This window comes from Bacillus sp. FSL R5-0603, from assembly GCF_038050295.1.
Classification (GTDB): domain Bacteria; phylum Bacillota; class Bacilli; order Bacillales; family Bacillaceae; genus Bacillus; species Bacillus subtilis.
On sequence record NZ_JBBOYP010000001.1, the window covers coordinates 3,983,716 to 4,007,932 of the forward strand.

At 45.0% G+C, this 24,217-nt stretch carries 21 protein-coding genes, 4 tRNA genes and 2 pseudogenes; 5 read left to right on the plus strand and 22 right to left on the minus strand.

Annotated elements, in window-relative coordinates:
• Positions 1 to 15: 15 nt before the first annotated feature.
• A complete protein-coding gene (locus NYE56_RS20465) occupies positions 16 to 1,419 on the minus strand; it encodes an amino acid permease (RefSeq protein ID WP_341284350.1) in 1,404 nt (467 codons plus the stop codon).
• 222 nt (positions 1,420 to 1,641) lie between these two features.
• Positions 1,642 to 2,847 carry an ornithine aminotransferase gene (gene rocD / locus NYE56_RS20470; protein ID WP_321541390.1) on the minus strand — a complete coding sequence of 402 codons (1,206 nt, stop codon included), beginning with the start codon at positions 2,845 to 2,847 and terminating at the stop codon, positions 1,642 to 1,644.
• Positions 2,848 to 3,087: 240 nt separating this feature from the next.
• Between rocD and rocR the strand changes: the two genes are divergently transcribed.
• Positions 3,088 to 4,473: an arginine utilization regulatory protein RocR gene (rocR, locus tag NYE56_RS20475; protein ID WP_015385164.1), complete on the plus strand. Its 1,386-nt coding sequence runs from the start codon at positions 3,088 to 3,090 to the stop codon at positions 4,471 to 4,473.
• On the opposite strand, the pseudogene NYE56_RS20480 reads toward rocR, so the two are convergent.
• The 15 genes and pseudogenes from NYE56_RS20480 to dnaB all read right to left on the minus strand — a co-directional run.
• Positions 4,455 to 4,616, minus strand: a pseudogene (locus tag NYE56_RS20480) (ATP-binding protein); the annotation flags it as partial. The gene rocR and the pseudogene NYE56_RS20480 sit on opposite strands and share 19 nt — an antisense overlap.
• Before the next feature lie 15 nt (positions 4,617 to 4,631).
• Positions 4,632 to 4,758 (minus strand): annotated as a pseudogene (locus tag NYE56_RS20485) (hypothetical protein).
• 19 nt (positions 4,759 to 4,777) lie between these two features.
• Positions 4,778 to 5,980 (minus strand): serine protease HtrC, encoded by a 1,203-nt coding sequence (gene htrC / locus NYE56_RS20490; protein ID WP_071581801.1) that lies wholly within the window; start codon positions 5,978 to 5,980, stop codon positions 4,778 to 4,780.
• Between the two features lie 81 nt (positions 5,981 to 6,061).
• Positions 6,062 to 6,856, minus strand: coding sequence for an MBL fold metallo-hydrolase (locus NYE56_RS20495; RefSeq protein WP_003226939.1), 795 nt, complete (start codon positions 6,854 to 6,856; stop codon positions 6,062 to 6,064).
• Positions 6,857 to 6,877: 21 nt separating this feature from the next.
• Entirely contained in the window at positions 6,878 to 7,720 is an 843-nt protein-coding gene (gene walI, locus NYE56_RS20500; RefSeq protein WP_003244037.1) for a WalRK two-component regulatory system regulator WalI, read from the minus strand.
• Positions 7,707 to 9,074: a WalRK two-component regulatory system regulator WalH gene (gene walH, locus NYE56_RS20505; RefSeq protein ID WP_335450188.1), complete on the minus strand. Its 1,368-nt coding sequence runs from the start codon at positions 9,072 to 9,074 to the stop codon at positions 7,707 to 7,709. Before walH ends, walI begins: the two co-directional genes overlap by 14 nt.
• Positions 9,064 to 10,899 (minus strand): cell wall metabolism sensor histidine kinase WalK, encoded by a 1,836-nt coding sequence (gene walK / locus NYE56_RS20510; protein ID WP_009968432.1) that lies wholly within the window; start codon positions 10,897 to 10,899, stop codon positions 9,064 to 9,066. Before walK ends, walH begins: the two co-directional genes overlap by 11 nt.
• 7 nt (positions 10,900 to 10,906) lie before the next feature.
• Positions 10,907 to 11,614 (minus strand): cell wall metabolism DNA-binding response regulator WalR, encoded by a 708-nt coding sequence (walR, locus tag NYE56_RS20515; RefSeq protein ID WP_003244363.1) that lies wholly within the window; start codon positions 11,612 to 11,614, stop codon positions 10,907 to 10,909.
• A 383-nt stretch (positions 11,615 to 11,997) separates the two neighbouring features.
• Positions 11,998 to 12,070, minus strand: a tRNA-Phe gene (locus NYE56_RS20520).
• A gap of 35 nt (positions 12,071 to 12,105) precedes the next feature.
• Positions 12,106 to 12,182 (minus strand) — tRNA-Asp (locus tag NYE56_RS20525).
• Positions 12,183 to 12,263: 81 nt separating this feature from the next.
• Positions 12,264 to 12,335 (minus strand) — tRNA-Glu (locus NYE56_RS20530).
• A 9-nt stretch (positions 12,336 to 12,344) separates the two neighbouring features.
• Positions 12,345 to 12,420, minus strand: a tRNA-Lys gene (locus NYE56_RS20535).
• Positions 12,421 to 12,644: 224 nt separating this feature from the next.
• Entirely contained in the window at positions 12,645 to 13,937 is a 1,293-nt protein-coding gene (gene purA / locus NYE56_RS20540) for an adenylosuccinate synthase (RefSeq protein WP_003226929.1), read from the minus strand.
• A gap of 205 nt (positions 13,938 to 14,142) precedes the next feature.
• On the minus strand, positions 14,143 to 14,562 hold the full coding sequence (locus tag NYE56_RS20545) for a VOC family protein (protein WP_335450191.1): 420 nt from the start codon (positions 14,560 to 14,562) through the stop codon (positions 14,143 to 14,145).
• A 119-nt stretch (positions 14,563 to 14,681) separates the two neighbouring features.
• The gene (gene dnaB, locus NYE56_RS20550) at positions 14,682 to 16,046 is read right to left on the minus strand and encodes a replicative DNA helicase (RefSeq protein ID WP_003226923.1); all 1,365 of its coding nucleotides are present in this window, start codon (positions 16,044 to 16,046) and stop codon (positions 14,682 to 14,684) included.
• A 169-nt stretch (positions 16,047 to 16,215) separates the two neighbouring features.
• Here dnaB and NYE56_RS20555 point away from each other — a divergent pair, with 169 nt between their 5' ends.
• Complete coding sequence (locus NYE56_RS20555) at positions 16,216 to 16,416, plus strand: DUF2188 domain-containing protein (protein WP_003226922.1); 201 nt, start codon at positions 16,216 to 16,218, stop codon at positions 16,414 to 16,416.
• 47 nt (positions 16,417 to 16,463) lie between these two features.
• On the opposite strand, the gene NYE56_RS20560 is transcribed toward NYE56_RS20555, so the two are convergent.
• Complete coding sequence (locus NYE56_RS20560; protein WP_341284351.1) at positions 16,464 to 16,667, minus strand: hypothetical protein; 204 nt, start codon at positions 16,665 to 16,667, stop codon at positions 16,464 to 16,466.
• A 120-nt stretch (positions 16,668 to 16,787) separates the two neighbouring features.
• On the opposite strand from NYE56_RS20560, the gene NYE56_RS20565 reads away from it, so the two are divergent.
• From NYE56_RS20565 to NYE56_RS20575, 3 genes are all read left to right on the plus strand, one after another.
• Positions 16,788 to 16,928 (plus strand): YycC family protein, encoded by a 141-nt coding sequence (locus tag NYE56_RS20565; protein WP_003242786.1) that lies wholly within the window; start codon positions 16,788 to 16,790, stop codon positions 16,926 to 16,928.
• 72 nt (positions 16,929 to 17,000) lie between these two features.
• A complete protein-coding gene (locus tag NYE56_RS20570) occupies positions 17,001 to 18,209 on the plus strand; it encodes a CynX/NimT family MFS transporter (RefSeq protein WP_003226917.1) in 1,209 nt (402 codons plus the stop codon).
• Between the two features lie 105 nt (positions 18,210 to 18,314).
• Complete coding sequence (locus NYE56_RS20575; protein WP_341284352.1) at positions 18,315 to 20,357, plus strand: glycosyltransferase family 39 protein; 2,043 nt, start codon at positions 18,315 to 18,317, stop codon at positions 20,355 to 20,357.
• 35 nt (positions 20,358 to 20,392) lie between these two features.
• On the opposite strand, the gene rplI is transcribed toward NYE56_RS20575, so the two are convergent.
• From rplI to NYE56_RS20595, 4 genes are all read right to left on the minus strand, one after another.
• Positions 20,393 to 20,842: a 50S ribosomal protein L9 gene (gene rplI / locus NYE56_RS20580; RefSeq protein ID WP_003226915.1), complete on the minus strand. Its 450-nt coding sequence runs from the start codon at positions 20,840 to 20,842 to the stop codon at positions 20,393 to 20,395.
• Positions 20,839 to 22,818 (minus strand): cyclic-di-AMP phosphodiesterase GdpP, encoded by a 1,980-nt coding sequence (gdpP, locus tag NYE56_RS20585; protein ID WP_341284353.1) that lies wholly within the window; start codon positions 22,816 to 22,818, stop codon positions 20,839 to 20,841. The genes rplI and gdpP overlap by 4 nt, the downstream gene beginning before the upstream one ends.
• Positions 22,819 to 22,854: 36 nt before the next feature.
• On the minus strand, positions 22,855 to 23,784 hold the full coding sequence (locus NYE56_RS20590) for a YybS family protein (protein WP_003243969.1): 930 nt from the start codon (positions 23,782 to 23,784) through the stop codon (positions 22,855 to 22,857).
• Between the two features lie 226 nt (positions 23,785 to 24,010).
• Positions 24,011 to 24,160 carry a hypothetical protein gene (locus NYE56_RS20595; protein WP_003226909.1) on the minus strand — a complete coding sequence of 50 codons (150 nt, stop codon included), beginning with the start codon at positions 24,158 to 24,160 and terminating at the stop codon, positions 24,011 to 24,013.
• Positions 24,161 to 24,217 lie beyond the last annotated feature (57 nt).

Sequence of the window (24,217 nt, forward strand, 5' to 3'; positions counted from 1 at the left end):
TTGCGGACAACGTTTTTAAAGCTCTAGCTGACGATTTGCCTGCTGGCGTTTTTTAATGACGACATGATAAATGATGTAGCAAATGATCATAAACGGTACGCCGCAATACAGCGCGATACGCTGCTCCGGATCAAATGCAAGGCTGATGAGCACGACCGTATTTAATGTTAGGCCGATCAGCGGAAGCACCGGGTACAGCGGTGTTTTAAATTTCAAATCTTCTATCTTCCCGCCCTCACGGATATATTTGCGTCTGAACATGATTTGGGAAAGCGAGATCGTAATCCAGCCGACCTGCGCGCTCATACCCGCCAAAGATAACAGTACCATATATACAGTTTCAGCCTGCGCAAACTTTGTCAGAAGTGATAGGCAGGCCACAGCCATCGTTACGATTAACGAGTACATCGGCACACCGCGCTGATTTGTTTTGCCGAGCGCTTTGAAGGCTTGTCCTTCATTCGCCATCGCGTACAGAATACGTGTCGATGCGTATAAACCTGAATTCGCAACAGATAACAGCGCGATTAAAATAACAAAGTTCATGATATCAGCTGCATATGGGATTCCGATTTGCTCAAATACGGCAACAAATGGACTTTCCACGACACCCGCCTGTTTCCACGGAATCATGCCGGCAATGACAATGATGGAAAGCACAAAGAAGACAAGCGTTCTCCATACTGTCTGTTTGATTGACCGTGGAATCGTTTTTTCAGGGTCTTCACTTTCTCCGGCTGCAACCCCGATCAGCTCAGTCCCCTGAAACGCAAAGTTCACGGTAATCATCGTAATCAGCATTGCCTTTATGCCGTTCGGAAATAACCCGTCTTCATAAAAATGTGTCAAAAACGGCGCCTGCTCTCCGCCCTTCAGATCAATCAGCCCAAACATGGCAGCTCCGCCGAGAATAATAAATAAAAGGATAATCAAAATTTTAATGCCTGAGAACCAGAATTCAGATTCCGCAAAGGCTTTTGTGGTGATTGCATTTAGAATAAACATCAGTGCCGCAAAGACCAGACACCAGATCCATACGTCTATATGCGGTAACCAGCGTTGCATCAGCTGCCCTGCTGATAAGAATTCAATGGCGCATGTAACCGCCCAGCCGAGCCAGTACAGCCAGCCGAACGCAAACCCGAAGGCCGGGCTGATAAATTTCGTGGCATAGGTCTGGAAGGACCCTGACACAGGAAAGGCGACTGCCAGCTCTCCTAAGCAGAGCATGGTCAAAAACATGATAAAGCCGCCCACTAAATAGGACAGAACCGCGCCGAGCGGTCCCGCTTGGTTAATGGTAAACCCGGTTCCAAGGAAGAAACCGGTTCCGATCACTCCGCCCAATGAAATCATGAACAAATGGCGTGATTTCATTGTCCGCTGGAGCTGATTTCCGTTATCTTGGTTTGTATTCACATTCTGCACCCCTTCAGCAACTTGTATTGGATCTAAGCTGGAACATCTGCATGGTGCTATCCCAGTTTGCTGTCCAAAGAGTCTCTATCTATTTAATATAAAATTCACTTCTTCTCATAAAGATACATTATACTAAAATACTGTAGCTGAGCAAATAGGGAGTGCTGATTTTTCTGTTGTAAATTTATACAAACGAAGTGAATAACCCGCCATGGTGCGGATTTATGCGTTTTGCAGCACGTGCTTGATTTTCTCTATTGCCCAATCCAAATCCTCTTTGGAAATGATTAATGGCGGTGCAAAACGAATGACTGTATCATGCGTTTCCTTGCATAAAAGCCCTTCTTCCTTCAAACGCTCACAATACGGACGTGCGGCTTCCGTCAATTCCACACCGATAAACAGCCCTCTGCCGCGGACTTCTTTAATGACCGGGCTGTCAATGCTCTCAAGCTCGCTTTTAAAGTATTCTCCAAGCTCAAGAGAACGATCCGCCAGCTTTTCATCCTCCAGCACTTCTAATGAAGCGATAGACACTGCACATGCAAGCGGGTTTCCGCCAAATGTTGAGCCGTGTGAGCCAGGGTTAAACACGCCTAGGATCTCGCGGTCCGCCGCAATGCAAGAGATCGGGAACACACCGCCGCCAAGCGCTTTGCCCAAGATATACATATCCGGAACAATGCCGTCCCAGTCACAGGCAAACGTCTTGCCTGTACGTCCGAGACCCGTTTGAATTTCATCCGCAATAAACAAGACATTCTCTTCCTTACAAATCGCCGCCGCTTCCTGTAAAAATCCTTCAGGCGGAATCACAATGCCCGCTTCGCCTTGAATCGGTTCAAACAAGAATGCCGCTGTATTCGGCGTAATGGCCTGTCGAAGCGCTTCCACATCGCCGTAAGGAATGAGTTTGATTCCTGGGAGCATCGGGCCGAATCCTCGTTTATATTCCTCTTCAGAAGAAAGAGATACCGCCAGCATCGTGCGGCCGTGGAAGTTCCCGACACATGCGATAATTTCCGCTTGATTGTCAGCTACGCCCTTCACTTCATACGCCCAGCGTCTCGCCGCTTTCACCGCAGATTCAACCGCTTCGGCTCCTGTATTCATCGGCAGAATCATCTCTTTGCCTGTCAGTTTAGCTGTTTTTTCGTAAAACGGCCCAAGCTGATCGTTATGAAACGCGCGTGACGTGAGGGTAATTTTATCAGCCTGATCCTTCAATGCCTGAATGATTTTCGGGTGTCTGTGCCCCTGGTTTACTGCAGAGTAAGCACTCAGCATATCCATATATTCATTGCCTTCCGGGTCCTTTACCCAAGCACCCAGCGCTTCAGAAATAACAATCGGGAGCGGATGATAATTGTTGGCTCCGTAATGAGACGTCTGATCAATAATTTCTTTGGATTTAGATAAAGCTGTCATATTAGAATTCCCCCTTGTTTTCTGTTTCAACATGTTATCCTGCTTTCCCTTTATATAAATGCAAGTTCTGTGCCAAATCAAGAATTCGTGTGTTTTCTACAATTTTCGAGGACAAGGTGCAAAAACATTCTGATATTTCGGGCAAAAATTTCAGCAAGTGCAAAATTCTTTTGCATATCCTCTCCATTTTTTTATAAAATAGAAGCAATATTAAGAAAATAATTGAGGGAGGTTCATACAGTGGTCAAAGACAGCGAATTCCTCACATTGGTTTTTCAGAGTATTTTAGATGAAATCGATGTTGGCCTGCACGTGGTAGACGAGCATGGAAACACAATCGTTTATAACAATAAAATGATGCAGATTGAAGATATGGAGAAGCATGACGTCTTGAATAAAAACCTGATGGATGTGTTTATGTTTTCAAAGCAGCAGGACAGCACACTGGTACAGGCTCTTCAGGAAGGCAAGACGATTAAAAACGTCAAACAGAGCTATTTCAATAATAAAGGCCAGGAAATCACGACGATCAATCATACATATCCCATCGTCCAAGACGGCAAAATCAAGGGCGCCGTTGAAATTGCCAAGGATGTGACAAAGCTTGAACGGCTGATCAGGGAGAATATGAACAAAAAAGGCAGCACAACCTATACGTTTGACAGTATTCTCGGCACCAGTCCGGCCATTCAAGACGTCATCGAAAACGCCAAGCGGGCAACCCGTACGTCATCATCTGTCCTTCTCGCAGGCGAAACCGGCACGGGAAAAGAACTGTTCGCGCAAAGTATCCATAATGGAAGCGATCGTTCTGGCGGCCCGTTTATTTCGCAAAACTGTGCTGCGCTGCCAGACAGCCTTGTGGAAAGCATCTTGTTCGGAACAAAAAAAGGCGCGTTTACCGGCGCTGTCGACCAGCCCGGCCTGTTTGAACAAGCCCATGGCGGCACACTGCTGTTAGATGAAATCAACTCGCTGAATCTCAGCCTTCAGGCGAAGCTGCTGCGCGCCCTTCAAGAACGGAAAATCAGGCGCATCGGTTCGACAAAGGATACACCGATAGACGTACGTATTATTGCCACGATGAATGAAGACCCAATTGATGCAATTGCAGGCGAACGAATGCGGAAGGACTTGTATTACAGGCTGAGTGTCGTCACACTGATCATCCCGCCGCTTCGGGAACGAAAAGAAGACATTTTGCTTCTCGCGTCGGAGTTCATCCAGAAAAACAATCATCTATTCCAAATGAATGTTGAACACATCAGCGATGACGTGAAGCAATTTTTCCTTTCTTATGACTGGCCGGGAAATATTCGCGAGCTTGAGCATATGATCGAAGGCGCAATGAATTTCATGACGGACGAGCAAACGATTACGGCTTCCCATCTGCCCTATCAATACCGCATGAAAATCAAGCCGGCTGACATCCCAGAGCCGGAAACACCAAGACACCAGCCAGCCGCGGACTTAAAAGAAAAAATGGAAAGCTTCGAAAAATATGTGATAGAGAACGTGTTAAGAAAACACGGCCATAACATCTCGAAAGCTGCTCAGGAGCTTGGCATCAGCAGACAAAGCCTCCAATATCGGCTGAAGAAATTTTCTCACTCGTCTAACGAATAATCCGGGGTAGGAAGCCTGATCAGAAAAACAGTGCCTCTGCCGATTTCACTTTTCACTTCAATCGTCCCATTGTGGCTGTCGATAATCGATTTCGATATGGCAAGACCTAATCCCGACCCTCCATATTTTCGGGAGAATGCTGAAAATGAAGGTATTTGCTAATTGCTATTTGCTGTTTCACGTGTAACATCCATCTTGTATTTTTCTTCATATTCGATATATCCATTTCAACTGAACGGGCTTGACCCCTGTTCAGTTTTTTTGCATATCAAAACAGCCTGGCAACGATGCCAGACTGTTTTTATTAACTGCCTAATTGGTCTGCGGAGGACAGCTTGATGTCTACAGATTTTTCTTTTCCGCCGCGGTAAAACTTCACCTTCACCCGGTCACCGACTTTTTTCTGATAAAGCCGTTTTCGCAGGTCAACAATATCATTTACTTTGTATCCGTCAAATTCCGTGATGACATCCAGTTCCTTCAGCCCCGCTTTCCCGGCAGGTGAAAAGGCGTCTACACCCATCACAACCGCTCCAGTGGTGACATTCTTAGGAAGCTTTAATGTTTCATCCCAATGATAGCTTGCAATGTCGCTTAGCGATTTCATCTCAATCCCAAGGAACGGGCGTTTGACCTTTCCGTATCTCTCTAAATCCTCTATCACAGGGATCACGAGCTTAGAGGGAATCGACAGGCCAATCCCTTCAACCGCCGACTCGGCAATTTTCATTGAATTGATGCCAATGACCTTCCCATCCATATTTAACAAAGCACCGCCGCTGTTCCCAGGGTTAATGGCCGCATCTGTTTGCAGGACTTCTGCGTTCCAGTCAGGCTGTCCATCACCGTTTGAATCCACTGGAATCGCCCTCTCCGTACCTGAGATGACGCCTTGTGTGACAGAGCCTGCAAACTCAAGGCCTAACGGGTTCCCGATCGCAATAACCGGCTCCCCAGACTTCACTTTATCTGAATTTCCGAAATCGGCGACTGCTTTAATCTTATCGCTTTTCACCCGTAAAACGGCAAGGTCCATCAGCTGGTCGCTGCCGACAAGATCAGCTGATACACGTGAGCCGTCTTTCAAGCTGATTTCAATTTGGGAAGCGCCTTCGATGACATGATGGTTGGTCACGACATAAGCGGAATGGTCATTTTTCTTATAGATGACGCCAGAGCCGCTCCCAGCCTCGCCGCTCTCTCCCCAAATATCTGATTTTTGGATGTTCACAACACCGACAACGGCGGGCGACACATTGCTGACAATCTTGGTGACGGCATTGTTGACACTGACATTTACCGTCCTGATTGATTCCCGGCCATTGTTGTTTTGCTGCTGATCTAAGGCGCCTGTATCCAGCCCTTCATTTGAAAGGTACGGCATGATAAACGCCATTAATACGGCACCGACAATCACGCCAATCAGACTCGAAAGAAAATATCCTTTTTTGCTTCTCTTTGGCTGTTCAGGAGTAGTATGTTCTTCCTCACGTTCGTAATCCACCATATTCCATCCTTTCCAAGAACGTTAATATGGTTATATTGTGGGTTAGAAGCTCCTAGAATAGTCATGATTTACATAGAAAAATTATACAGCGCAAAGCGGAGTGGCCTTCTTCGGATCGGTGTCGTATAAGTCAAATGTCTCACCCGTCACAAATCCTTTAGAAGCCAATGTCTGCTGTACAGACATTCTTGCCAGCTCCTTCATGTTGTTGTCCTGGCTCAAATGCGCCAGGTAAATACGAGACGTCTCATCGCCAATGACATCCGTCATCGCCAAGGCAGCATCTTCATTTGACACGTGCCCGACGTCACTTAAAATCCGCCGCTTAATGCTCCATGGGTATCTCCCCATTTGCAGCATACCGACATCGTGATTGCTTTCAAACACAAACACATTCGCTGAACGGATAATGCCTTTCATTCGGTCGCTGACATATCCCGTATCTGTCATTAACGCGAGCTTTCGGCCGTTATAATGGAACACATAAAACATCGGTTCGGCCGCATCGTGGGAGACGCCAAACGATTCAACATCAAGTCCGCCGAACGACTTTACCGTCTCCATCGGAAATACAAACTTTTGATCGGTGTCAATTTTGCCGATTTGATTCTCCATCGCTTTCCAAGTCTTCTCGTTCGCATAGATCGGAAGCTTGTACTTTCTGGCGACTACACCAAGGCCCTTAATATGGTCACTATGCTCATGCGTCACAAAAATGCCGTCTACATCATCCAGCTTACGCCCGATCTGCGCCATCAGCCCATCCATGGCTTTCCCGCTCAAACCGGCGTCCACTAAAAATGCGTGATCCTCTGTTTCGAGGTAAAACGCATTTCCCGTACTCCCGCTCGCAAGTACGCTAAATTGCAAGCTCATGTTTGTCTCACTCCATTATTTTCATTGATCTGTATCTAAAATCGTACTCTCCAAAGCATTCACAGTAAAATACTCTTGTACTGTCTTTTTCTCACCGTTCACTTTTTTCTCGTACTCAACCGTAATTCTCCATACCGGCGCCAGCACCTGCGTACTCGTCAGCGGATATTGTGCTACATAGCCGAATTTACAGCTCTTCACAGTGCTGTATTCTTTTAATTGATTTTGATAGTACAATAGCTCAACCGCATCCATTTCAGTAATTAAGCTTTCTTTCTGGATTTGCTTGAAGGTCTCAAGCGTAGTCTGGTCGTATGACACAACCTCGTTTTTACCGTTTAAGTGCAGCACCACTTGCCCGATCATATTAGAGGGATTGTCGGTCTTTTGGTAAATATAATGACCTTCGTACGTTTGGAAGAAAATAATTTCTTTCTTCGATTTATCAACCTTCCAAAGCTTATATTTTTCGCCATCTTGAATTTTCGAAGAAACAAGTGCCTGAGCATCGTCCTCGATATCCTTCTTTGATAGAGCGATTGGATTTGCAAACTTCATTTTCAGGCTCGTTACTTTATGATCATCACTAGGCATGTCCATCAAAGGCTTCTGATCCTTCAGCGCCTCAATTTCCTCCTTGGAGAAAGATTTTTGATTTGCCGTGATCCGATAGCCTTCTGTCGCTTCCTTATTCAAGCCTTCATACGTGATATGATCGGCCTTCATGTCATGCTCGACATCATTTTTAATGACTTCATATTCTTTGCCGGTAGCCTGCCATTTTTGAAAAAACTGATAGCCTAAGAAAATATCTAAAATGAGGAAGGCAACGATGAAGATTGATTTTGTCTTATTCCACTCCACTGTTAGCCCCCTCCTTCCTCAATAAATCCTTTGTAATCGGCACAATTTTCCCATTTACTTTCATCGCCCAAACCGGTTCCAGTTCAACGAGAGGATCATCGTTGGTTGATGTTGATACCAATTGATAAGCAAGGAAGATCTGATCAATTTTATCCGTATCATAAGCGGTTTGTTTCGAAAGCAGCATCCTCACTTCGCTGCCGCTCATGAGCTCTGTTTCACTTGTTTTAATCGGATTCGTTCCGAGACTGTAATTCGGCCGCTTATAGCTGAGAATATCATCATTCGCCCATTGCACCGTAATCGCCGATGTCGCCCCGAAAGGTTTGGCGGTGCTGTTAATGACCGGGATCTGATCCATAAAGATATAGAAGCTCAGCTGCTGGCTATCATTGATATTGAAAAATTGATAGTGATCCGTCCAGCTCCCGGTATCCTCAAGGTATTTTTGGCTCTTTTTGATTAACTCACCTGTTTGATAGGATGTGCTCTGCACCAAATTGCGCTGCTGGAATTGCACCTGTCGCTGGCTTAGATTTACATCTAAACGGCTGATCCCATCTGTCAGCACATTTCTGTTGTTGTAATTCGAATCTTCTCTTACAATGCTCGGATCGCTAAACAAAGCCTGCTTAAAGGTATTTGTTTTAATCGATTCTGTGACAAATTCTTTTTTGTCCATCGTAAGCGGTTTGTTCGGCAGCAAGAACTCTTTCTTTGAGCCAATGGAGAACAAGCTGAACGCCGGCATATTTGATTGCCTGTTTTTCAAGTCGTTCATAATGTTCCGGTAGTTTGCTGATTCAACCGTCACTTCAAGAATGAGCTGCTTGCTGTAAGACACCAAATAGATTTTCTTGTTCGCTTTTGTTTCATTGAACGGGATCAGAATATGGTCAAACGAACTGTATTCAAACGACTGATTAGACCATTTAAACAACGTTTGGAAAATATCAATCGGGATCGTATCGCTGAATTGCAAGTCAAGCTTGGCTTCAGAACTGCCTATTCCATAAAACCAGCTTTTGAATCCAGCCTTGTCATACTGATCCGAAATATCTTTAATTCCTTTCACATCCCAATGTGGCAAGTCAGACCAAATTTCTTCATAGAGGGCATTGTCATCCACCTTGTAATGAGCGCCGTCATCATGGATAAACATGTCCCTTGGCCTTACCGTTTCAGACAGCTTTTGGGTGGTTTTTTCGATTTTATGTTTCACACGAACAGTAGACTCTGTTGAGGATGAGCCTTCAGAAAAGTTTGGCTGGAACGTCCATATCCCCCATGTAAAAACAAGACTGATGACGACGAGTACCGTAAGTAATATCGTTTTTATATTTTCACGCTTCATCCCAATCATCCTCTTGTTCCTCTTTATATGGAAGAGTAAATGTAATCGTCGTGCCTTTTCCTTCTATGCTGTCCGCCCAAATATCTCCGCCGTGCGCCTGTACCATTTCCTTGGCAATCGCCAATCCCAGACCAGTGCCGCCAAGCTTTCTCGTTCTTGCTTTATCCACCCTATAGAAGCGGTCAAAGACTTTTTCGACATCTTTTTTCGGAATGCCGATCCCTTCATCCTTCACGCTGATATAGAGAAGTTCTTCCTCTTCATTGACATCAATCGAGAACGTGACATGTCCGCCTTCCGGTGAATATTTTAAAGCGTTAGAAATAATATTATCGAGCACCTGCGTTATTTTATCTTGGTCAATCTCGACGTACAGATCTCTGTCCGGCAGATTGCGGATAAACTCCACATGCTGCTCTTTTGTCATTTCAAAACGGTCAATAATAAGTGACATAAACCGGACAATCTGAATCCATTCCCGGTTAAATTGATAATCTTTACTGTCAAATTTCGACAGCTGAAGCAGATCATTGACAAGCCGGATCATACGCTCTGTTTCATTTTGCGTCACCATTAAGAAGCGCGGAGCAATGTCTTTATTTTCCCACGCGCCTTCAGCTAACGCTTCTAAATAGCTGCGCATTGTCGTAAGCGGCGTCCGCAGCTCATGTGATACATTCGCAACGAATTCTCTGCGTTCCTGATCCATTTTCTCTTGTTCGGTTACATCGTAAATGACAGCGATTAAACCATCAATTTTGCCGTGTTCCCTTTGAATCACAGAGAAATTCACGCGAAGCACCGTTAATTCATCATCGCGCTCAATTTCAAGCAGCATAGAATCCTGCTGCTCCACTAAATCTTCAAAAGTATAATTCTCTTGAAGCCCCAGCAAACTCGTAATCGGCATTTCTAAGGCTGTTTCACGTGAAACGTTCAACAGCTCCAGAGCCGGGCTGTTTAAGAGAATAATCGCTCCGTTTCGGTTTGTGGCGATTACGCCGTCTGTCATATAGGCAATGACAGAGGCTAGCTTTCTGCGTTCTCCTTCAGTCATCGCTTGGGCATCTTCAAGCTCTCTCGTTAAGTGGTTAAACGTTGTGGCCAGCTGCCCAATTTCATCATGCCCGTACTTTTTAACCTTCCTCGAGAAATTCCCTTTCGCAAGCTCCATCGCCTGCTTTCGCATATCTGAAAGCGGGTGGGTAATGGTTCTTGCCAGAAAAATACCGAGAAGGGCCGTCAAAACAAGTGCCAAACCTGTGCCGGACGCCAGTATCGTGTTGATCGTCTTCATTTGATTAAAGACATCTTCCATACTCGCGACAACATAGATCGCGCCGACAACCTCTTGGTTTTCAGTCATGACAGGCTTCGCGGAAATAAGAACTCTGATTTTGCTTTTCGGGTCATAATATTTTCTTAAATACGACTGTTTGGTAGAAAAAATTCTTTTGAAAATCAGATCGGTCGTTTGTTTCCCAGCCACTTCCTCACCGTACGGCTTTGAAGAACCGACCACTTCATAGCTTTTATCTACAAAGCTAATTTCCCGAACCTCATCACTTTTCGTGAAGTCATTCAAAATACGGCTGACGTCATCCTTTATGACGGTACTGTCGTTATCGCTCTTATATTCTTGTTCGATATAATAAGAAAGGTTGTCGATTCGCTGATTCAGCGATTGTTCATAAGAGCTGATCAGCGACTTCTCTACCTGATTGACAAAATACACACCAATGATTTGCATGGCAATGATAATCAAAAGCACATAAATCAAGGTAATCTTAAATTGGATCGACCGAAAAAAACCAACCTTATTCATATGGGCATTAGTCCTGTTCTGGGTTTCTCAAGTAATAACCTACACCACGGCGTGTGACGATCCAATTTGGATGGCTCGGGTTGTCCTCGATTTTTTCACGAAGCCGACGGACTGTTACGTCAACCGTTCTGACATCGCCGAAGTAATCATAGCCCCAAACGGTTTGAAGCAAATGTTCACGGGTCATCACTTGTCCGATATGTTTTGCTAAATAATGAAGCAATTCGAACTCACGATGAGTCAATTCGATTGTTTCGTCTCGTTTTGATACAACGTACGCGTCAGGGAAGATGACGAGAGAGCCGATATGAATCTCGTTAGAGGAAGGCTCTTCCTCCGCAGGCGCTGTCGTCAGCTGGCGACGCAGGTTCGCTTTTACACGCGCCAAGAGCTCGCGTGTGCTGAATGGTTTTGTGACATAGTCATCAGCACCGATTTCAAGCCCGATAACCTTGTCAATTTCTGAATCCTTAGCCGTCAGCATAATGATTGGCATATCGTATTTCTTTCTGACTTCGCGGCATACTTCAACGCCGTCTTTATTCGGGAGCATAATATCTAAAAGAATTAAATCAGGCTGAAGCTCTTCTACCATTTCAACGGCTTCGTTTCCGTCGTGGGCACAGTGCACTTCATAGCCTTCTTTTCTTAAGTTAAATTCCAATATATCTGCAATCGGTTTTTCATCATCTACTACAAGGATCTTTTTATCCATCATTTTGATTTTCCTCCTGCCGAATGACTTCATTTCATCTATATAACATTCGTTTCATCACTTATGGCCCATGTAAAGAATGGGTCCTTGTCTATTATAACGGTTTAAGGTCAAAAGATAAAAAAAATAAAGGTTTAGAAAAAAAACACATGTTTCACCTTTATCGCCAGTTGTTTATCTATTGTCATGCTGGTCAACTTTTTTTAAAAAAGATAACTTTATTGAAACCTCCCCTCACCGGAGTGCGTCTTTATCAATGACGTCTTCTTCTTTGAACCGGCCGCAGGGCCGGTTCTCCCTTTTTCTTCTATTATAACACTCCTCATGTTTGCCTTTTTCCTAAAAGAAAAAACGCACCTACGATTGCAGATGCGTTTGGTAAGTGGCTCGGGACGGAATCGAACCGCCGACACACGGATTTTCAGTCCGTTGCTCTACCAACTGAGCTACCGAGCCAAATGTTTTATTTTTCTCTACTAAGTAAAGTAAAATGGCGGTCCGGACGGGACTCGAACCCGCGACCTCCTGCGTGACAGGCAGGCATTCTAACCAACTGAACTACCGGACCTTACAGTAATTGCCCGGAGAGCTGTCGTGTCAGCTCTCACAGACAAATAAGGAATTTAGCAATAACGCTAAAGTAAATCAATGACCCGTACGGGATTCGAACCCGTGTTACCGCCGTGAAAGGGCGGTGTCTTAACCGCTTGACCAACGGGCCTTCACGAAATGGTGAGCCATGAAGGACTCGAACCTTCGACCCTCTGATTAAAAGTCAGATGCTCTACCAACTGAGCTAATGGCTCTTAAAGATGTCGGAATTTCTATAGAGCAAACGACTTAGATCTAGTTCTCATCTTGTACTCTATTGAAGCAGTTTCCGTAACAACGAGATTTATAATATCACGAACAAATAGAAGTGGCAATAACTTTTTTGGTTTTTTTTCATATTTTTTTCTCAGACCAACTTATATGCGGCTTTCAAACAAAAAACAAGCCCCTTAAATAGGGGCTTGCAGACATATTCTATTTAGTTCGCGCGGTACACACTGCGAAGGACATTTGTTTGTGAGCGGTCTGGACCGACAGAGAAAATAGAAAGCGGAATGCCTGTCAGCTGAGACACACGCTCAAGATAATGGCGCGCATTTTCCGGAAGCTCGCTCAAGCTCTTCGCACCTGTAATATCCTCAGTCCAGCCCGGCATTTCTTCATATACCGGCTCACATTCAGCAAGTGCCTTAAGACTTGCTGGAAATTCTTCAATGATTTCGCCTTTGTAGCGGTACGCCACACAGATTTTCAACGTTTCAATTCCTGTTAGGACGTCAATTGAGTTCAGAGAAAGATCTGTAATTCCGCTCACACGGCGGGCGTGGCGGACAACAACGCTGTCAAACCAGCCGACACGGCGCGGGCGGCCTGTTGTTGTTCCATATTCGCGTCCGACTTCACGGATTTGATCGCCGATTTCATCTTTCAGCTCAGTCGGGAAAGGACCGTCGCCGACACGAGTCGTATATGCTTTTGATACACCGACAACGTGCTTGATTTTGGTCGGGCCGACACCAGAACCGATCGTGACACCGCCGGCAACCGGGTTAGATGACGTAACAAACGGGTATGTTCCTTGGTCGATATCGAGCATAACCCCTTGTGCGCCTTCAAATAATACACGGCGCCCTTCATCAAGAGCATCGTTCAAGACAACAGATGTATCGCAAACATATTTTTTAATCTGCTGGCCGTACTCATAATATTCGTCTAAGATATCCTCAAGTTTAAACCCTTCTGTCTCGTACATTTTCTCGAGAAGACGGTTTTTTTCTTCAAGATTGCGCTCAAGCTTTTCCGCAAACGCGTCACGGTCTAACAGATCCGCGATGCGAATTCCGATGCGGGCTGCTTTATCCATGTAAGCAGGGCCGATTCCTTTTTTCGTTGTGCCGATCTTGTTAGCCCCTTTACGCTCTTCTTCCACTTCATCCAATTTCAAATGATACGGCAGAATGACGTGAGCTCTGTTGCTGATTCTCAGGTTATCTGTACTCACGTTGCGCTCATGAAGATACGCAAGCTCTGTGACTAATGCTTTCGGATCTACAACCATTCCGTTTCCGATTACACACGTTTTATCCTTATAGAAAATTCCAGACGGGATTAAGTGAAGCTTATATGTGATTCCGTCAAACTTGATTGTATGCCCTGCGTTATTTCCGCCTTGATAACGGGCGATCACTTCTGCATTTTCTGATAGGAAATCTGTAATTTTACCTTTTCCTTCATCGCCCCATTGCGTACCTACTACAACTACTGAAGACATGTCCGTGCACCTCCGTTAACCTTTCAAAACGATTCTATTCAAACAAATCAAGTTTATCAGTGAAGAAACAGAAAGTCAATTGTAAATCCGAACATTAAATTATTGTAAATCTATATTCGTTCGCTTCCATTCGTTTTATAAGCGTTTTCTCACTACTTTGTCATAAAAAGCTTGCGAAACTTTCATCCTTTAGCATAAGAAAGAATCACTTGCCTGATATCCCTTTTGAATTCATAAAAACGACCCGCCAGCCGTCCGGGTCCTCTATCGTTACGCCCCCATTGCTCCAGTACGGGTTCTCTGATTCGACCTCTTGATAGCCCATGTGCTTTAGCTTTGAAGTGATCGCTGCCAGTTCATCTGCATTCGGCACATAAAAAACAAGAAGGCCGTCGGGATGGGGAACGGGGGCACTGCTTCCCCCTTCATACTGGGTGAATTCCAAATGATAATCGGCATGAGGAAGGCCGAACATGACACCGTCATACCCGTTATGCTGTGAAAATTCTCCTATTCGTTTCAAACATAGTCCCTCTTCGTAAAAACGAATAATCTCATCAAGCTGGCCCGTAGGACGCGCAATTCGGATTTGTGCTGCGTGAAAAGACGAAAAACGTTTTCCCATATTGTTACCATCTCCTTTTTGCACCATTTTATTAAAACGCTTTCAATTTTTCATCCGCTGAGCGAACGGTATTTCTTCCATCTTTCGAATGAAAAAACCCCAAGAGCAGCTCTTGGGGCTTATGCGCCGGGCGGAACGCCTGCGTCATCAAAACGCCGTTCCAGGTTGACGAATTTGTTGTATTCTTTTACGAACGCAAGAGACACGGTTCCTACCGGGCCGTTACGCTGTTTGGCGATAATAATTTCGATAATATTTTTATTCTCGGTTTCTTTGTCATAGTAGTCATCACGATAAAGGAACGCGACAATATCCGCGTCCTGCTCGATACTTCCTGATTCCCGGATATCAGACATCATCGGACGTTTATCCTGACGCTGCTCAACACCCCTGGAAAGCTGAGAAAGCGCGATGACAGGGACTTGCAGCTCCCTGGCAATCGACTTCAGTTCACGGGAAATTTCAGATACTTCCTGCTGACGGTTGTCCTTTGAACGACCGCTTCCCTGAATCAATTGCAGGTAATCGATCAAAATCATGCCCAGCCCGCTTTCCTGCTTCAAGCGGCGGCACTTGGCACGGATTTCACTCACTCGAATACCCGGTGTATCGTCGATGTAAATCCCGCTGTTCGACAGGCTTCCCATTGCCATCGTCAGCTTGCCCCAATCCTCTTCGGTCAGGTTACCTGTACGGAGATTCTGGGCATTGATATTTCCCTCGGCACAGAGCATACGCATAACGAGCTGCTCTGCACCCATCTCAAGACTGAAAATCGCTACGCTCTCATCGGTCTTCGTCGCCACGTTTTGTGCGATGTTCAGGGCAAAGGCTGTTTTCCCTACTGACGGACGGGCAGCCACAATGATTAGGTCGTTGCGCTGGAAACCCGCAGTCATCCGGTCAAGCTCCGTAAACCCTGTTGGAATTCCCGTGATATCACCTTTTCGATTGTGAAGCTGTTCGATATTATCATAGGTCTGGACAAGGACGTCCTTAATATTTTGGAAGGCACTCGTGTTTTTGCGCTGTGCCACTTCCATAATCGTTTTTTCCGCTTCACTGAGTAAATCCTCGACCTCATCCTCACGGGTATACCCGTCTTGAGCAATCGTTGTCGCAGTTCTGATTAATCGGCGAAGAATCGATTTTTCCTCAACGATTTTCGCATAATATTCTATGTTAGCCGCTGTCGGCACCGAGTTTGCGATATCTGTCAAATATGAAATGCCGCCTACTTCTTCCAGCAGGTCTGTGTTCGCAAGCTCTGATGTTACTGTCACCAGATCAACCGGTTCACCTCGGTCACCGAGCACCAGCATCGCATTATAGATTTTTTGGTGGGACATTCTATAGAAATCATCTGGAATCAATACTTCTGAAGCCAGTGTTAAAGCAGACGGCTGTAAAAAAATAGCGCCTAACACGGCTTGTTCGGCTTCTATATTTTGCGGAGGAAGCCGGTCATTCAGAAGGTCTGTCATGCTAAGCACCGTCCTCTCATTAAAAAATCTCCAACCTCCATTCTACCATTTCTACAGAAAAAAAATAGAAAAATTGTCTGTTTCCTGTTTTTTTCAGTTAGCAGATTGGATCGTTTCGGACAGTAACAAGGCGGGAAAAATGCAATAAAACATGAGGGAGGAATGAAAGATGATAAAGAAATATGCGATTACACCCAATGTTGATGCGGACGGCTGGTTTATTGAGGTGGAGAATGTAGCGCCGACAGCTTTGTATACGTCTAAAGACGCCGCTATTGAAAAGGCCAAACAGGTGGCTAAGGAAAACAGTCCGTCTAAGCTTGTAATTTATGACCAGTTTAAAAATGTGGAAGAAGAACACTCATTTTAATGAATGAAAGCCTTCGCTGCAGCGAGGGTTTTTTAGCGGTTATCGGTTTATTTCATCCATTGGATGCCTATGTGCATCATCAAATCTGCCGCTTTTTGATACAGATCCCACTCCCCGATCGAAGCAAATTTCCCCATCAGCTCCTGAAGCTTTAACCTCATTGCTATATATTCTTCGAAAGTGACAGCTTTTTCAGTGCCTATTTGGTGTTCCTTCAGCATTTGTTTTAATAAGGATAACGGTGCGTGCATAAGAACCCTCCTTACCTCTTTTATAACGGTCATTTTCCGATTGCTCTATTCCTTTGTGACATCTTCTTACATTTCACATCTGATTCTTGTACAATGGACAGAAGAGAGGAGGGATCTTTTGTGAGACCTTTGCAAATTTCTGCTGAAACTGCACAAAAGCTTGCAGAGTCCTTGAATCTGCCGCTTGAACAGATCATGCATATGCCTCAGCATATTCTGCTTGCCAAAATGGCTGAACTGCAAAAAGAGGACAAATCATAGCCTTCATTCACATACTTGCTTACCTGTTTCGGGATAATATCATGTATATGTTAGAAAAGAGGAGTAACTGCTTTGCCACATCCACATAATAAAAAAATCCAATCATTTTGGCTGATCACCGGCATTATCTTTATCGCCTTTAACTTACGGCCCGCGATCACTTCAGTCGGTCCGGTCATTAGCTCTATCCGGGCAGAGCTGCACATGTCCAATGGGGCAGCCGGTTTTTTGACCGCACTGCCGCTGCTTTCGTTTGCAGTTCTTTCTCCGCTTGCACCTAAGCTTGGACAGCGCCTCGGAAATGAGCGAACTTTATGGCTAGGTCTCGTGATACTGCTGATCGGTGTTCTGACTCGTTCTACCGGCTATACTGCCGCTTTGTTTTTCGGAACGGCACTTATCGGCGTCGGGATTGCGATTGGTAACGTACTTTTGCCAAGCTTAATCAAACATAAATACCCTGAAAAGCCAGGGATCATGATCAGCCTGTATACGACATCAATGAATATATTCGCAGCTTTAGCATCGGGTGTCAGCGTTCCTTTAGCGACCCAGATGAATGGCGGATGGAAACAAGCCTTTCTCTTATGGGGCGGGCTGGCTTTGCTTGCATTGCTGATCTGGATACCTCAGCTGCGCCACCGGGATACGGCAAACCAGACAATGAAGCTGCAATCCAGTTCCATTTGGGCTTCCAAAATGGCATGGTATGTCACCATCTTTATGGGCCTGCAATCGTTTTTATTTTACAGCAGCATCGCTTGGTTTCCTGAAATTCTCCGTTCACACGGGATTGATACGGCAACAGCCGGATGGATGGTATCACTCATGCAATTTGCGAGTCTGCCTTCCACTTTTCTGACACCGGTTTTAGCTGACCGTGTGAAACAGCAGCGCGGTATCGTTGCGGCGCTGGCCTCAGTTTATCTGATCGGCCTCTGCGGATTATTAGCGGGCGGAAGCCATACATTGCTTGCCATCTGGATGATCATTATCGGTATCGGGCAAGGCTCCAGCATTAGTCTGGCGCTCACTTTGATTGGTCTCCGCAGTGAAAATGCCCAACAGGCCGCTGCGCTGTCAGGCATGTCTCAGTCATTCGGCTACCTGCTGGCAGCAGTCGGGCCAATCTTTGTCGGCTATCTCTTTGACCAGACGCATTCTTGGACAATGCCGATTGTGCTTCTCATTGCTGCCCTGATCGTAATGGGAGCAGCCGGACAGGGAGCCGGACGAGATCGATACATTTTTCAGTCAGAAAAACAAAGAAATTCAGCATAAAAGCGGGGAAAATATCTCCGCTTTTTTCTTTGAATATTTATGGTTTATTCATAAGTTTTTCATATTTGTTTTTTACAATTAGACATCATAAAGAGGTGAAAAACGATGAAAACCAAACGATTCGACGCAGCTCTTATTCTTATTTTGCTGGCAGCAGCTTTTTTGAATACGTATCACATTTGGCAGGATGATACAGCGAACCAGTACTATTTGGCGGCTGTAAAAAGCATGACGCAAAGCTTCCATAATTTCTTTTATGCGTCATTTGACCCTTCTGGATTTGTGACAGTAGATAAGCCTCCTGTCGTGTTATGGATTCAAACGATTTTCGCACTGATTTTCGGTGTTCACACGTGGAGTGTCATCATTCCCCAGGCTCTTGCCGGAGTTGGGTCTGTCTTTCTACTCTACAGAATGATAAAGCCGACTTTTGGAGTTGGAACGGCCCGCATTGCCGCACTTGTCATGGCACTGACCCCTATCGCAGTAGCTGTCAGCCGGACAAACAATATCGATAGCATGCTTGTTTTTACCTTATTGCTCGGTTCAACTTGTCTGCTTAGGGCAGTAAAACAAGGTAAGCTGGTTTGGCTGCTGACGGCATTTGCCCTGATTGGGCTCGCCTTTAATATGAAGATGATGCAAGCGTTTATGGTATTGCCTGCATTTGTGTTATTCTACCTGATTGCATCTCGGGTTTCTCTGAAGAAAAAAATCGGGTCCCTGCTTCTGTCTCTTGTCCTTCTGACAGGCCTTTCACTCTCATGGGCGATTGCAGTGGATTCAGCCTCTTCCTCAAGCCGGCCTTATGTAGGAAGCAGCCAGACTAACTCAGTGCTAGAACTGGCCTTTGGCTACAACGGCACAGAGCGTCTGCTTGGGCAAACTACGGGCCTTGCAAAGGGTGATATGAATGCTGCTGGCGGAGGGAACATGCAGAATCAAGACAACATGCAAGCGCCAAATGGCAACGGTTCATCTTTTTCTCAGAACGGAAATCATTCATTCGGAAACCATTCACAGGCGCCTCAGCCGCCTAACGGACAAACCGGCGCTCTCAATGGAGGCGGAGGCACACCTCCCACAGGTGGCAACGGGCCTGGCGGTGGAGGCGGAAAAAGCGTGAATATGTTCGGCACTGGTGATCCTGGACCGCTTCGTCTTTTCCAATCAGCACTTTCCGGCCAAATCAGCTGGATGCTTCCATTCTCATTGATCGGATTACTGGGCGCAATCGTCAGCTGGTACCGTGATCGCCGCGGACATGCTGCTGAAATGAAAGAAACGCTATTCTGGGCGGCTTGGCTTGTTCCCGTGGCTGGTTTCTTCAGCATCGCAGGATTCTTCCACCAGTATTATTTGATTACGCTGGCACCGCCGATTGCCGCCCTTTCTGGTATCGGATGGTATACGATGCACCGCTTATACAAAAATAATAAAGACTGGTCCAGCTATCTTCTGCCGGCAGCCGTTCTGATCACAGCCGCGTTCCAGGTGTATATTCTGAGTGCTTATACAAGCCAAATCGGCAGTGTATGGATGTATGCCCTGGGGCTCTTAGGACTAGGCATCTCCCTTGCACTTCTGATGCTTAAACGCAGCCATCCGTTCAGTAAGCAGCTGACCATCATCAGCTTGTGCGTTCTGCTTCTCACACCTGTTTACTGGTCAGCAACGCCGCTTCTATACGGTGGCAACAGCGTCCTTCCTGAATCCGGTCCGCAGCTCAAAGACTCAGCAAACGGCGGGAACATGTTCTCTTCAGAGGTCGACAGCGGGCTCCTGTCCTATCTGAGAAAACACAATACCGGCGAAGAATATTTATTTGCTACTTTGACAACCGTAACAGCTGCGCCATACATCATTTACGAAAATGAATCTGTTATGGCAATGGGCGGATTTAACGGCACGGATCCCATTCTGACTGTGTCGGAACTGAAAAAACTGATCAAAGAAGGCAAAGTGAAATACTTCCTTCTGTCAGAAAACAACTCAGGCAACAGCGAACTTGTTTCCTGGATTAAGAAAAACGGAAAAGAAATAACATCTGACGAGTACAGCGGTTCCTCCAGCAGCACAAACAGCGTGCAGGAAATGCGAGGAGGACCTGGCGGAGAAAGCCAGCAATCTCTTTATCTCGTGGAATAAAAAAGAGGCTTGGATGAATCCAAGCCTCTTTTCTATTAAGCTTCTTCTTTTACATGTACCTTTAACACAGCCTGCACTTCAGGATGCAGCTTCACAGGCACGTTTGTATATCCTAATGCACGAATGCCGTCCGGCAGTTCAAGCTTCCGCTTATCTACTTTAATGTTATGGTCTTTTTGGAGCTGTTCAGTAATTTGCTTGCTTGTCACTGAACCAAATAAACGGCCGCCCTCACCTGATTTTGCGCTAAGCTCAACAGTCAGTTTTTCTAATGTCTCTTTCAAGCTCTTAGCCTGTTCAAGCTCAGCAATGGCTTCTTTTTTCTCTTTCTGCTTTTGTCCGTTTAGCGCGCTGATGTTTGACGCGTTCGCTTCAACCGCGAGGCCTTTTTTAATTAGAAAGTTATGCGCATAACCGTCTGCTACATTTTTGACTTCGCCTTTTTTTCCTTTTCCTTTTACATCTTGTAAGAAAATAACCTTCATCTCTGTACGCCTCCCTCAAAATACTCATCTATGGCGTGCTTCAGCCGTTCCAGCGCTTCAGAAACTGAAATGCCGGACAACTGAGTCGCCGCATTTGTTAAATGCCCTCCGCCTTCCAGGGCCTCCATGATGATCTGAACATTTACCTCGCCAAGCGACCGCGCACTGATACAAACCGTTTGTTCATCCCGTCTCGCCACCGCAAATGAAGCCTCAACCTCACTCATCGACAGCAGCGAATCGGCAGCCTGCGCAATCAGCACTTGATCGAAGTATTCCTCTTCATTTTCAGGAAGAGAAGCAATCGCAATGTTATCTTTATAGAGGACCGTATGCTGGATCAGCTTCGCCCGTTTAATATAGGAATCAACGGTTTCTTTCAGGAACTTCTGCACCAGCACCGTGTCGGCGCCTTTTGCCCTTAAATAAGAAGCCGCATCAAAAGTCCGCGAGCCCGTGCGGAGAGAAAAGCTCTTTGTATCCACTATTATACCAGCTAATAGGGCTGTTGCTTCAATCATATTGATTTTTAAGCGCTTCGGCTGATATTCAAGCAGCTCTGTCACCAATTCCGCTGTGGAAGAAGCGTATGGTTCCATATAAACGAGCAGCGGATCTCTGATAAACTCCTCACCTCTGCGGTGATGGTCGATGACCACGATATGTTCAATTTTATTGACCAGACGTTCCTCCATGACGAGTGACGGCTTATGTGTATCGACGATCACAAGCAGTGTGTCATCATTGGAAATTTCCATTGCTTCTTCAGGCGTAATAAATCTTGACCACAGTTCTTCATATTTTTTGATTTCCCCAATCAAACGCTGCACACTTGATCCGATTTGATTTGGGTCAATCACGATAAAACCATCTTTGTTATTTGCCTGAGCCACCTTTAAAATCCCGATCGCTGCGCCGATAGAATCCATGTCGGGGAATTTATGCCCCATGATAATCACATTGCTGCTTTCGGTGACGATTTCCTTTAAGGCGTGAGAAATCACGCGGGCCCGCACCCTTGTTCGTTTCTCCATTGGGTTTGTTTTACCGCCGTAAAACTTCACCTTGCCGTTTGGCAGCTTAATGGCTACCTGGTCTCCGCCGCGTCCCAGTGCTAAGTCCAAGCTGGATTGCGCTAAATCGCCAAGTTCTTTCAGGGAAGAGACTGAAGCCCCGACACCGACGCTTAACGTCAGCGCTACACCGTCAAACGAGGTTTTTTCCCGCACTTCATCAAGAATCGAAAACTTCGAATTTTCGAGTTCAGTTAAGATGTGTTCATTAAGTACAGCGATAAAGCGTTCTGAAGACGTCCTTTTCAAGAAGATCCCGTACTCCTGCGCCCAAGCGTTCAGCAAAGATGTCACCTGGCTGTTCATCGTGCTTCTCGTCTGGTCATCCAATCCTTGTGTCACATCATCATAGTTATCAAGGAAAATATATGCCAGGACGGTTCTTTCGTTTTCATATAGCTTTTCAATCTGAATTTGTTCTGTTACATCAAAGAAATATAAGAGACGCTCATCCCGTTTGATGACAACCCTAAACTTGCGGTCATTCAATGTAACCGTTTCCGATTCCACCTCTTGTTTGATAAGCGGCACTACCGATTCACAAGTATCGTAAAGTGATCTCCCCACTAAAGTGCTTTCATTAAAGCAAGAGGAAAGAAACGGATTTGCCCATTCTATATAATATTGGTCATTAAAAAGCATGATTCCAATCGGCATTTCCATCAATGCCTCTTCACCGACTTTTTTCAACCTGTAGGACAACGTAGAAATATAAGCATCAATCTCTTTTCGAATAAGAGAATCAGCACGCTTAATAAAAAACAAAATAACTACCAGCAGCAGCACTTCGACGGTTCCTAATATCCAGTTAAAATAAAAGCTGATGAGGATTGTAATAATTGACAGAGCAATCAATGCATAGATGGGATACCGAAACAGCGGTTTTTCATAAAAGCTTGGCATTTCTATCACTCCCCACCATGTGAGTAAAACTCATGTTCACTTCACCTTATTCCTTATATGAAAGCCCATATCTAAAACGCCTAAAATGCGAATGGCTGCCATGAAGACCGGATGCACAAACCCAAGTATGACAGCAATCACAGCCGCAGCCTTTGGATATTGTTTCTTATGGCAATAGAAAAAGATAAATGATAAACCTTGGATGAAAATCAGAAACCCGAGTATAAACTCCCCATTTAAAGCGATAGAGTACAGCATTTGGCCTTTTTCTAAAGGCAAAAATGAAAGCATGACAATAATCAAATACAGTACTACAACACTTTGCGGAAACTTCAACTCTCTAAAAGGCTTTAGATTAGGAATATCGGGGGAGAATCGCCTTAAGAGCGGCTTAGCGATAAGGTAACTGAGGAAAGAAAAAATAACTCCTACCATCACAATAGCTGTTGGAAAAAGATATTGAACGATACCCAATTGTTCTTCCATCAGTTTTAATTGCTTCTCAAACTGCCCAGCATTGCCCGACTGCTTCGCTACAGTTTCTACAATATCAAGAGATTGCCGGTATTGTGTCATTGCCTCATCAATGATATTGATACCCAAAAACTGAATGCTTATCACAAAATAGAAGACAATACTAAGCATATAAATAAGAGCGCCCGAAATAATGGCGTGCCCGGGCTCTTTCCTTTTGAAAAAATGTCCCATGGCAATGCCGGCGCAAGCTGACATAAAAGCTACAATAAGCCCGTTAAAGGACCCGACAATAAAAACAACCGGAAGACTGACAGCGCCCATCCATATCCCTAGCTTCAATCCATGTCTGATCGTATACAAGATCATTGGCAGCGGCAGTGCAAATAACAGAATTGTTCCAATCACAGGAACATAAACAACCAGAAGCGTAATGATCGCAAACAGACTGATTAAAATAGCACCTTCCATTAAAGCTCTCGTTTGTTTCACTTAGTCACCTCGTATCATCCTGAACATACGAATAGAAAAGAGCAGCATAAACGACTGCTCTTTTTTTCATCGCTGCAACATGCTTTGCACCGAATGTTTTTATATCATCTCTAAATTTTACTTTTATATTTTAACATAAGTCCAAATCGCAAGTAAAATGACGCTAATGTTTCATGTGAAACATGAAAAATGAAAAGACATTCTTTGAAAAGAATGCCCATCACAATTAATGTTTATCATCCATAAAGCCAGAAGATTCCTTGTTTTTCTTTTTCGTTTTTCTGACATACATAAAAATTAAGATCACCAGTAAAAGGGTTGTTGCTTGCAGAACGCCGCTGCTAAACAAGAAAAAGTTCTTTATCATGTCCCACATTGTGTTTCACCTCTTTGTGCATGTTCTCAACCCGTATCCTATATAAGGTGAATTTCC